The organism is Chlamydiales bacterium, assembly GCA_041395025.1.
In the GTDB taxonomy this organism is placed as follows: Bacteria; Chlamydiota; Chlamydiia; order Chlamydiales; family JAAKFR01; genus JAJACP01.
Map to the genome: position 1 here is coordinate 363,007 of JAWLBH010000001.1, position 11,035 is coordinate 374,041.

The following is an 11,035-nucleotide window of genomic DNA, read 5'->3' on the forward strand; positions in this document are numbered from 1 at the left end:
TCTTTTCATTCACTCTTTCTATCCATTTCTGGTGCTTGAACAACTCGTGGCATCTTTTCCACTGGTTCGATAGACTGCACTTCCTGATCTTCACCAAGCTGATTAAACCGTCTTGCTGAAACTAAAACTCTCGTTTCAAGAGATCCTACTGCATTATTATAAGCTTGAACAGCAGAGGAAAGACTTTTTCCTACTTTTGTCCAATGTCCACCCATATCTGAAATTCTCTTATATAATTCACGTCCAAGAGCACTAATCTGTTCAGCATTTTGTGATAAACTTTCTTGACGCCAACCATAAGCTACAGCGCGTAAAAGAGCGATCAAAGTCGTTGGAGTCGCTAATATAACTTTCTGATCAACTCCAGCTTCAATCAGGCCAGGATCTTGTTCAAGAGCAGCACTAAAAAAAATTTCACCTGGCAAAAAAAGAACTACAAATTCCGGAGAAGGCGTAAACTGTTCCCAATAAGATTTGCGCGCTAAAAGCGCAATGTGATTACGAATCTGCTGAGCATGTTCTTGAAGTTTTTTTTGTCGAACACTCTCTTCCGAAGATTCGATCGCTTGTAAATAAGCTTCTAAAGGGGCTTTAGCATCTATAATAAGATTTTTGGATCCTGGTAATTTCACAAGCAAATCAGGTCGAAATCGACGATCTTCATCTACTGCATGTACCTGCTCATAAAAATCACAGTGATCCACCATTCCTGCCATTTCCACAACACGTTTAAGTTGCATTTCTCCCCATCTACCCCTGACATTAGGAGCACGAAGTGCTCTCGATAAATTCGAGGTTTCTTGCCTTAAATCTTTTTGTGATGCAATCAGCGATTGAATTTGTTCTTTTAAAGACACATAGGCACCAATACGATTTTTCTCTAAATTTTCAATCTTGATATCAAACCTATCTAATGTGTCTTTAACTGGTTTCATTGTTTGATTAGCCATTTTAATAAATGAGTCATTATTTTGCTGTAAAACCTCCCCAGCCATACCTTTAAATTGCTCTTTATAAGAAGTTTGTATTTTTTCTATTAATGCAAGCTTTTCATTCAGAGTATCTTGTTTTGTTTTTCCTAAAAGCCATCCAATTAAACAACCAATCCCTATCCCAATGATTAAAAAACTCATCTCTCACCTGATTTCTTTAAAAAAATCGAGAATAATTATTTTCTCATGTAATGTATTGATTATAAAATCAATTTATTTTTTAACATTTGCATACGAAGAAAAATTAGATATTAATTTATATTAAAAATTTTTTGATTATGTAAAAAACAGCCTATGAAAATATTAAAAGAGTTAAAAAAATTTATATTAAAATCTTTTCATTTACATGGCGTAAATTTTATTTAGCTATTCAACAAAAGCATCATAACCGATCTTTCTCCTGACTCTTCAAATTCAAATAACTCGTTAAATTAATTGAATTTTTATTTAAAAAATCACAGTTCATTAAAGATGATTTGCAAATAAAAAACATATGTATTAAAATTTATTTCGTAATTTTAAATATTTTATAACTAAAAAAGTCGATTTTTTTTTCACCTCTTTACAATAGGCAAATTCTAATCATTAATCTTTATGGAAGCAATTCAAAATCAATCCATTTCAAATTCATCTCTACATCAATCTCAGTCTTGTAAAAAATACATTCTACATGCTTTAAACATTATTTTTCTAATTGGTACCCTGACTTTGATGGGCTGTTTTTACTCTCAATTAGGGTATTCTTCTATTGCAATTGGAGTAGGAGGATGTCTGGTTAGTGCGCTTGTTTTTGTCTTGATTAAATCCTTAAAAAATCAAAAAGATTTTAGTAATTTAAGTCATGATGATATCATTAGTTTTTTACACAATCGTGCAATTGATCGGGATACCTTTAATCGTATTTTCAATGATACTGAAAATTTAACCCTTATTTCAAATTTCAAAATAGGTGTACTCAAAAAACTTCTAGAATATTTCTCAATGCAACATTGGCAGATGCTCACGCCTGAACAAATAGTTAAAATATGTAATAATCCAATGGTTAAATGGGACTATCTTACTGATGATCAAATAACTGGATTAAATTTTAAAAAAATGCACATGACACAAGATATCTTCAATAAGATCTTCCCTATAGATTGCTCTTATGGAGATACAAAAAACATAATTCAGAGACTCGAACTTAAGCAAATCAATTCCCTCTTAAATTACTTCTTATTAGATCATTGGAAGATGCTCACGCTTGAACAAATAGTTGATATACATAATTATAATGATAAAATGGTTCAATGGAAGATGCTCACACCTGAACAAATAGTTGATATACATAATTATAATGATCAAATGGTTCAATGGAGTTATCTTTCTGAAGATCAAATAATTAAATTAGATTTTGGGAAAATTATAATGAAACAAGAGATCTTCAATGCTCTTCCTCAAATAGAACGCATAATTCAACAATTAAACCATAAGCAAATCGAAAGACTCTCAGAGGTTTTCTCAATACAACATTGGCAGATGCTCACGCCTGAACAAATAGCTCAATTAGATTTTTGGAAAATTACAATGACACAAAAGATCTTCAATGCTCTCTTCCCAATACACTCATCGTATGGAGATACAAAAAAGATAATTCAACAATTCAACCATGAGAAAATCGAAAGACTCTCAGAGTTTTTCTCAATACAACATTGGCAGATGCTCACGCTTCAACAAACACTTGACTTAGACTATGACAAAGCTAAAATCACACAAGTCAAATTCCAAACACTATTCTCAAGACCAGAATGCCCCTTTAAGTCCTTTATTGAAAAATTCAAGATCGAGAAGATTTTAACAATCCCAAAATATTTCTCAATTGAACATTGGCCGTTGCTCTGGCCTGAACAAATACTTAAAATACATAATTCTGATCAAAAAATTGAATGGCAATATCTTCGAAGCAATCAAATAGCTCAATTAGACTACAAACAAATTAAAGTGACAAAAGAGATCTTTAATACCACCTTCAACAAAGATAATCTTAATCTCAAAGAAAAAATTAAGGCACTCACATCTCGAAACATTGAAATACTTTCAGATTTTTTCTCAATAGAACATTGGCAGACGCTCACGCTTCAACAAAAACTTGACTTAGACTATGCAAAAATTCAAGTGACAAAAGAGATCTTCACTGCTATTGTTCCATGGTATCAACACTCTCAACTTCAGATGTTTCAGAAATTCAACCATGAGCAAATCGAAGTGCTCTCAAAGTTTTTCTCAATGAAATATTGGCAGATGCTCACGCCTGAACAAATAGTTAATATACATAATTATAATGATAAAATGGTTCAATGGAGTTATCTTTCTAAAGATCAAATAATTAAATTAGATTTTTTAAAATTTAACATGACACAAGAGATCTACAATACTCTCTTTCCATTAGATCATCCAGATAGCCTTGCTTTGATTTTGCAATTGAAGAAAGAACAACTCCAAGCACTCAAACCACATTTTCCAGACAAACATCGCGAATACCTCCTCAGTCTAGCACCACAAACCTAGTTATACGGGTTCCATTTTCTAATAAAGCTTAGCTATTGTAAATATTCAACTATAATCAGTTAGTCATATCGATTTCTAAAATACACTAGAATTTATATTATCCTTTTCTCTTTATGGTTAGACAATGGTCAGTTGAGTGATTCGGAAGATGTTTTAGTCAAAAAAAATATTTATCTGATTAGAAATTTTGAATTATTTTAGAATCAGTATTAATTAAGATTCTATTGATCTATCTTAAACCTCTTTTTTTGCTTTTGTGGTGATCATTCTATTGAATATTGCAATGAAAAAACATCTGATTTGGCTTTTACCTATCATTTTCTTAATCATATTTGCTCCATTTACTCCTTATCTTGACTTAATGGTGTCTGAGTATTTTTACTCTCCTGAGAGAGGGTTTTATAATAATCGCTTTTTTCAAATTCTATTTCTATATGGAGAACTGTTTGGATTGGCATTAGGAGCTTTTGCTTTCCTATTATTTATCGGCTCTTTTTTACATCCTCATTGGAAAAAATGGAGACAAGGAGCCTTTACAATTCTTGCAACACTAGTCCTTGGAGCTGGAATTTTAACCAATGTCTTACTAAAAGGATACTGGGGACGACCTCGTCCTAAACAGATAGAGCAATTTGGAGGTCACCAAGCCTACCGTCCTTTTTGGAAACCTGATCTCGGTAACCATCAAGATCCACAACGTTCTTTTCCAAGTGGACATGTTGCGATGGGTTTTTATTTTATATCGATTTATCTTTTAGGAATAAGAATGAAAAACCGTCTACTTACTCTCTTTGGTTTAATTTTAGCGATTGGACTTGGGTCTAGCTTAATGGTAACCCGTGTTGTTCAAGGAGGTCATTTTCTCTCAGATGTCGTCGTTTCACCTATCTTAATGTGGCTAGCAGCTTTAGGAGTTGATAAATTCACATGGGGGAAATGGGGAGAAAAAATTCTTTTCCTAACTAATCAAAAAACTATGGCTTCAACAAATGATCCTTTTTGATAACCAAAAAAAGTGATTTCCTGCCTTTAAAACCCAATAGTAGATCAGAGAAACACTTTCGGAATAGAAACAATATCAAGATAATGAGAAGATAATGTCTATCGAGTTTACCATCTATGGATCATCTTGATCTGGTTCAAAATCGACAAGCATCTTTGAGCGTTTACCTGCAAGCAACCGAATAATTGATAGACTCCATCCGATGATTAAATACAGCCAAGAGACAATAAAGAATACTTCCGCAAAATAATCAAGTACACCATAGAGCATCAAAACAGCAAATACACCAATTGCAAAAACGAGATAAAAAGAATGAACACGAAAATGTAATACTTTAGCACTAGGAAATTTCCAATGACTCACCATAAAATACCCTAGTAAAATTAAGACACTAATCAGGATCCAACTACGACACGTAATACTTAAACCAATTCTCTCCTCCACAAAAGGTGAAATTAGAATCAGTGCAACTGAGAGCACTGCTGCTGCTGCTGCTGGAATTGGTAATCCGGTGAAATGTTTCTGGGTTGCTGTTGTGATTCTACTAGCTACATTATAACGAACTAAACGCAGAACACCGCAAAGGGTATAGATCATCGCGGCAACAATCACCAAAAGTGTCATTAAAGAACTTAATCTCTCTCCACCGGTAAAACTCTTTAAAACAAGCAAAGGAGGTGTGACACCAAATGTAACAGAATCAGAAAGAGAATCGAATTGGCCTCCAAATTCACTTTCTGCTTTTATTAAACGTGCAATCATCCCATCTGCTAAATCTGCCATCCCTGCAATTAACAAAAGAATAGATGAAGCTTGTAACAGTGAGAATAACCCACGATCCGGGTCAGCTAAGCTAGTTTTAAAAATTACAAAAAGACCAATAGAAAGACCAAAAGCTGTAATCCCACTGGGAATTAAATGTACTTTTTTCAATGTTTACCTGATCTATCTCTATAGATAATAACTAAATCATCCTATTTCTTGAATGATCCTTAATTAAAGAGTATAAGCCATCATATCCAATTTTTCTAGAAAATAAGGAAATTCACTATCTTATCAATCAGATCCAAATTGGGTAAAAAATGGTTAAATAATTCTTTCTATCAAGACTAGAATCCTTAAAATCTAGTATGATTAAACCCTCTAGAGTCTAATCCGGTTAGATTAACTGAAAAAAATAACACCAAAGATTAAATTGATTTACGCTTTAGCAATCCGCGCGAAATTTCTTAATTCCATTGTCTTTGATTTTTCGAAAAATCACAACGTCATTTCAATAGACATTAACAGATGAAATACTATATATAGTACTCTATACGGATAGATGATACAACCCATTGTATTTTTCCAGATTTAAACAACAGATTTTTTGCAAGCACAATTTTCCAAAAAAGAGAGTAAAAAAACCTATGAAAGAAGATCAAGGTACAACAATACTTGCATCCAAAACAGATGAGATAGAACCCACATTTGATGAAATAGCAAAAAAAATGCAAACGATGAAATTAGATGGATACACAATTGTTAAGCGTAATGGACTCATTGTGCCCTTGCGTTGTGATCGCATTTTACATGCTCTTGAAGCAGCCTTTCGTGACACAAAAAGTATTATGCCATCTGAACCACTTAACTCGGAAATTCGAGAAACAGTTGCACAAATTACCCATCTAATCATTGAAGAAATCCTTTCAATGACTTCACTTGGTACTCTTTTAACAGTCGAAGGAATCCAGGATATTGTTGAAATTAAGTTGATGGAAACAGGTCATCATGATGTGGCACGCGACTACATTGTGTATCGTGATAAACACAAAAAACTCAGAAAAGATTCTCCTCGTAACTTAAAAATTGTACGACGTGATGGGATTTCATTTGCTCGCTTTAACCCAATGAAAATTGCTTCTGCAATTGAAAGAGGATTTCGTGATACCTTCAAAGTGATTGGACCAACATCCAGTGAACTAATTAATACAGTGAATGTTATCACAAATAAAATCGTTGCTTTTGCTATAGAAGAAGCGAAAAAAGAAACAATTCTAACGATTGAAATAATTCAAGATACGATTGAGCGCACCCTGATGGAGGAAGGTTATTATCAAGTAGCAAAAGATTTTATTCTATATCGAGCTCAAAAAACCTCTCAAAGAGAGCAGGAGAAAGAAGAAGAGAGATTCTGGCCAGAAAGAGAAGAAGCTATTGAAGAAGAGACGCAATTTTTTACAGTATTGAGAAAAGATGGTTCTCATTACAAATTAAGTGTAAACCAGCTACGTAGGACTATTACTTATGCATGTCAGGGTTATGAAGAAGTTGTATCTATTGACCAGCTAGTTAATGAAGCAGTCAAAAATTTTTACGATGGAATTAAAGACTACGAGGTGGATTTAGCTAATATCATGGCAGCGCGTGCTAAAATTGAAGTTGAGCCAGCTTACACCTATGTAGCTGCCAATCTTCTCCTTAATGTCCTCTATCGTGAGACAATTGGAGTAGAAGCTACTCACCCAAATCTGAAAAATCTCTACAAACAATATTTCAAAAACTATTTTCGTTTAGCTGTTTCTTATGATCGTCTTCATCCTTCTCTTTTAAGTTTTGATCTTGATAAACTCGCTGAAGCAATGATTCAAGACCGCGATAAAAATTTTACATATCTTGGCTTACAAACACTTTACGATAGATATTTTATTCACTATCAAGACCGTCGGATGGAAACACCTCAAATTTTATGGATGCGTGTGGCAATGGGATTAGCAATGCATGAAAAAAAAGAAAAGGAGAAATGGGCAATTGAGTTTTACCACACTCTTTCTCGCTTTCTTTATGTATCAGCAACTCCAACACTTTTTAACTCTGGAACAAACCATTCTCAACTTAGTTCCTGCTATCTTTCTACCGTGATGGATGATTTATCCAATATTTATAAAGTCATTTCTGATGATGCACAACTATCAAAGTGGGCAGGAGGTCTCGGAAATGATTGGACGAATGTAAGAGCAACAGGCTCTATGATCAAAGGAACAAATGGACGTAGTCAAGGGGTGATTCCATTTTTAAAAGTGGCAAACGATACAGCTGTAGCAGTTAATCAGGGAGGAAAAAGAAAAGGAGCCATGTGTGCTTATCTTGAGACATGGCATCTTGATATTGAAGACTTCTTAGATCTTCGAAAAAACACTGGAGATGAACGTCGACGTACACATGATATGAATACAGCAAATTGGATCCCAGATCTTTTTATGAAGCGTGTTAAACACAATGAAATGTGGACTCTTTTCTCACCAAATGATGTTCCTGATCTTCATGATTTATACGGTCAAGCGTTTGAAAAGCGTTATTGTGAATATGAAAAAATGACTGAAACTGGAGCGATTAAACTGTTTAAAAAAGTAGATGCATTAAAAATGTGGCGTAAGATGCTAGGTATGCTCTATGAAACTGGCCATCCTTGGATCACATTTAAAGATCCTTCAAATATTCGTTCTCCTCAAGATCATGTGGGTGTGGTACATAGTTCTAATTTATGTACGGAGATTTTACTAAATACCTCTTTAGAAGAAACAGCTGTTTGTAATCTTGGTTCAATTAATCTACCAGGACATCTCAAAAATGGGCAAATCGATTCTTCCTTACTTGCATCTACAATTCGTATAGCTATCCGCATGCTTGATAACGTTATTGACCTGAATTTCTATCCAATCAAAGAAGCGAAACGTGCTAATCTACGTCATCGAGCCATTGGTCTAGGAATGATGGGTTTTCAAGATGCACTGTATGAACTTGGAATCAGTTATGCGAGCCATGAAGCAGTCGAATTTGCTGATAAGAGCATGGAGATGATTTCTTACTATGCGATTTTAGCCTCCAGTGAACTTGCAAAAGAACGAGGGGTCTATTCCAGTTATAAAGGATCAAAATGGGATCGAGGAATTTTACCAATTGATTCAATTCAACTACTCATAAAAATACGAGGAGAAGAGGATTGTAAAATAGATACTTCATCTTCTCTTGATTGGAGTCCAGTACGTGCATCAATCAAAAAATATGGAATGCGCAATTGTAATTGTATGGCAATTGCACCCACTGCAACCATTTCAAATATTATTGGGATTACCCAATCGATTGAGCCGATGTATAAACACTTATTTGTTAAATCCAACCTATCAGGTGAGTTCACGATTCTCAATCCTTATCTAGTAAAAAAACTAAAAGAAATGAATTTATGGGATACAGAGATGATCGATGATCTAAAATATTTTGATGGCTCAATTTCAGAGATTGATCGAATTCCTGGCTCGATTAAAACGCTCTTTCCTACGGCATTTGAAGTAGATCCTGATTGGCTCATTGAGTGTGCTAGTCGTCGTCAAAAATGGATTGATATGGGACAATCGCTTAATCTTTATCTAGCTGAACCGATGGGGAAAAAGCTTAACGATATGTTTTTAACAGCCTGGAAAAAAGGATTGAAAACCACCTACTATCTCAGGTCATTGGGTGCAACACATATTGAAAAATCTACGACTGACATTAATAAACGTGGACTTCAGCCTCGATGGATGAAAAATGAATCTGCATCAAGTCGAGTCGTAATTAATCGTGAAATCCGAGAGTCTTGCGACCTCGATGGGTCTTGTGAAAGTTGCCAATAGTATATTTTAGGAGAAATATTCAATGTCAATATTAAAAAAAGAGATCGAATTCGGCAAAAAAATGCGAGTGGATGTGAAAAAGAAACGCCTGATCAATTGTGATACAGTGGATGTGAATCAATTGATGCCATTGAAATACAAATGGGCGTGGGAGCATTATCTTAACGGTTGTGCAAATAATTGGTTGCCTACAGAAGTACCAATGGCGAAAGATATTGAGCTTTGGAAAGCTAATGATTTTTCACAAGATGAGCGCCATGTGATTATGCGGAATCTTGGTTTTTTCAGTACTGCTGAAAGTCTTGTAGGTAACAACATTGTCCTTGCAATCTTTAGGCAGATTACTAATCCTGAGGTTAGGCAATACCTTCTACGTCAAGCTTTTGAAGAAGCAGTTCATACGCATACTTTCCATTATATCTGTGAGTCCCTTAATCTTGATGAGGGAGAGGTATTTAATATGTATAATGAGATCCCTGTGATAAAAGAAAAAGATGCTTTTCAAATGAAGTTAACAGCTGATATTTTAGATGCAGGATTTACTACGCATACTTACCAAGGAGCCCAAAAATTTCTCGAAAATCTCATTGGATATTATCTCATCATGGAAGGAATATTTTTCTATAGTGGTTTTGTCATGATTCTTTCTTTTCATCGACAAAATAAGATGACCGGTATTGGAGAGCAGTATCAATATATCCTAAGAGATGAAACCATTCACTTAAATTTTGGAATTGACTTGATTAATGGTATCAAAGAAGAAAATCCTGATATTTGGACGATAGATTTCCAAAAATGCATTATTAAGATGATTGAAGATGCCGTTGAACTTGAAATTGCCTATGCAGAAGAATGTTTACCAAATGGGATTTTAGGATTATCTGCACATATGTTTCGTGACTATGTCCAATACATTGCTGACCGTCGGCTAGAACGTATTGGTTTAAAAGCTCTCTATGGTTCAAAAACACCCTTTCCTTGGATGAGTGAAACTATTGATCTCAATAAAGAAAAAAACTTTTTTGAAACACGTGTGACTGAATATCAAACAGCTGGAAATCTTATTTGGTAAAATTTACCAAAAAGCTCAATGTGAATCTTTTCAGAATCGAAGTTAATAACTTAAATATTAGAAAGAGATATTCCAAGTTATTTTCTATCTATTTGTTATCTAAGAGTAGGATTGAACCACCAAACCCCAAGATTAAGAGAAAATGCATAGATAACCCATAGAAGGTATGGAAATAATAACAGGCTTGCTGATCGACAAATACGAAAAAACCAAACTATCATTATAGTGATTAGGAGAATAAGAAACCCTAAATCAATCAGTGCCCATCCGATCATATGCAAACCAAAGAATACATATGACCAAAGACCATTGATAAAAAGTTGTAGAAAAAACAAAAAATAAGCCAAACGATATTGAACACCTTTTGCATTGAGTCGATAGACCATCGATATAGCTAATGCCATCATCAAGTAGAGTATAGTCCAGATGGGTCCAAATATCCAATTAGGTGGTGTCCAAGATCCTTTACAAAGATTATCATACCAAGGATGAATAGATGTAACTGTAATTTTTCCTGAAAAAAACTGCACACAAACAACTGGTAAATACCAAATCAAAAAAGAAATAAATCGAGAATTCTGCTTTGTTCTAAACATACCCTATAAATGTTGTAGTGAATAAAAATCACTCTATTTAGAATTTTTTAACAACTCTTTTTTTTAGATCAATCATATAAATACTCAATACATAAGAAAGAAATACAAACCTCTAATCTGGTTAAAGATGAAGTAGAAAACATGGAAAAAAAACCTCTTCTAGTATAGTTTTG

The 11,035-nt window shown here is 34.0% G+C and carries 7 protein-coding genes; 4 read left to right on the plus strand and 3 right to left on the minus strand.

The genetic code is table 11. From position 1 onward, the window contains the following. Nucleotides 1–5: 5 nt before the first annotated feature. On the minus strand, nucleotides 6–1,133 hold the full coding sequence (locus R3E91_01670; GenBank protein MEZ5314907.1) for a DNA recombination protein RmuC: 1,128 nt from the start codon (nucleotides 1,131–1,133) through the stop codon (nucleotides 6–8). Between the two features lie 453 nt (nucleotides 1,134–1,586). On the opposite strand from R3E91_01670, the gene R3E91_01675 reads away from it, so the two are divergent. Together R3E91_01675 and R3E91_01680 are read left to right on the plus strand one after the other, a co-directional pair. Then, nucleotides 1,587–3,539 (plus strand): Ig-like domain-containing protein, encoded by a 1,953-nt coding sequence (locus tag R3E91_01675; protein MEZ5314908.1) that lies wholly within the window; start codon nucleotides 1,587–1,589, stop codon nucleotides 3,537–3,539. Nucleotides 3,540–3,822: 283 nt separating this feature from the next. Continuing rightward, a complete protein-coding gene (locus R3E91_01680; protein ID MEZ5314909.1) occupies nucleotides 3,823–4,542 on the plus strand; it encodes a phosphatase PAP2 family protein in 720 nt (239 codons plus the stop codon). Between the two features lie 114 nt (nucleotides 4,543–4,656). Here R3E91_01680 and R3E91_01685 read toward each other — a convergent pair whose 3' ends face one another. Then, a complete protein-coding gene (locus R3E91_01685; protein ID MEZ5314910.1) occupies nucleotides 4,657–5,475 on the minus strand; it encodes a CDP-alcohol phosphatidyltransferase family protein in 819 nt (272 codons plus the stop codon). A 557-nt stretch (nucleotides 5,476–6,032) separates the two neighbouring features. Between R3E91_01685 and R3E91_01690 the strand changes: the two genes are divergently transcribed. Together R3E91_01690 and R3E91_01695 are read left to right on the plus strand one after the other, a co-directional pair. Next, on the plus strand, nucleotides 6,033–9,194 hold the full coding sequence (locus tag R3E91_01690) for a ribonucleoside-diphosphate reductase subunit alpha (GenBank protein ID MEZ5314911.1): 3,162 nt from the start codon (nucleotides 6,033–6,035) through the stop codon (nucleotides 9,192–9,194). Nucleotides 9,195–9,216: 22 nt separating this feature from the next. Then, on the plus strand, nucleotides 9,217–10,266 hold the full coding sequence (locus R3E91_01695) for a ribonucleotide-diphosphate reductase subunit beta (GenBank protein ID MEZ5314912.1): 1,050 nt from the start codon (nucleotides 9,217–9,219) through the stop codon (nucleotides 10,264–10,266). A gap of 95 nt (nucleotides 10,267–10,361) precedes the next feature. Here the strand turns inward: R3E91_01695 and R3E91_01700 are convergent, their stop codons facing one another. After that, nucleotides 10,362–10,862, minus strand: a complete 501-nt coding sequence (locus tag R3E91_01700) for a TspO/MBR family protein (protein MEZ5314913.1) — start codon at nucleotides 10,860–10,862, stop codon at nucleotides 10,362–10,364. Nucleotides 10,863–11,035 lie beyond the last annotated feature (173 nt).

Coding starts and splice junctions, on each gene's coding strand:
- R3E91_01670 (MEZ5314907.1), bottom strand. CDS start 1,133: ATGAGTTTTTTAATCATTGGGATAGGGATTGGTTGTTTAATTGGATGG.
- R3E91_01675 (MEZ5314908.1), top strand. CDS start 1,587: ATGGAAGCAATTCAAAATCAATCCATTTCAAATTCATCTCTACATCAA.
- R3E91_01680 (MEZ5314909.1), top strand. CDS start 3,823: ATGAAAAAACATCTGATTTGGCTTTTACCTATCATTTTCTTAATCATA.
- R3E91_01700 (MEZ5314913.1), bottom strand. CDS start 10,862: ATGTTTAGAACAAAGCAGAATTCTCGATTTATTTCTTTTTTGATTTGG.
- R3E91_01690 (MEZ5314911.1), top strand. CDS start 6,033: ATGCAAACGATGAAATTAGATGGATACACAATTGTTAAGCGTAATGGA.
- R3E91_01695 (MEZ5314912.1), top strand. CDS start 9,217: ATGTCAATATTAAAAAAAGAGATCGAATTCGGCAAAAAAATGCGAGTG.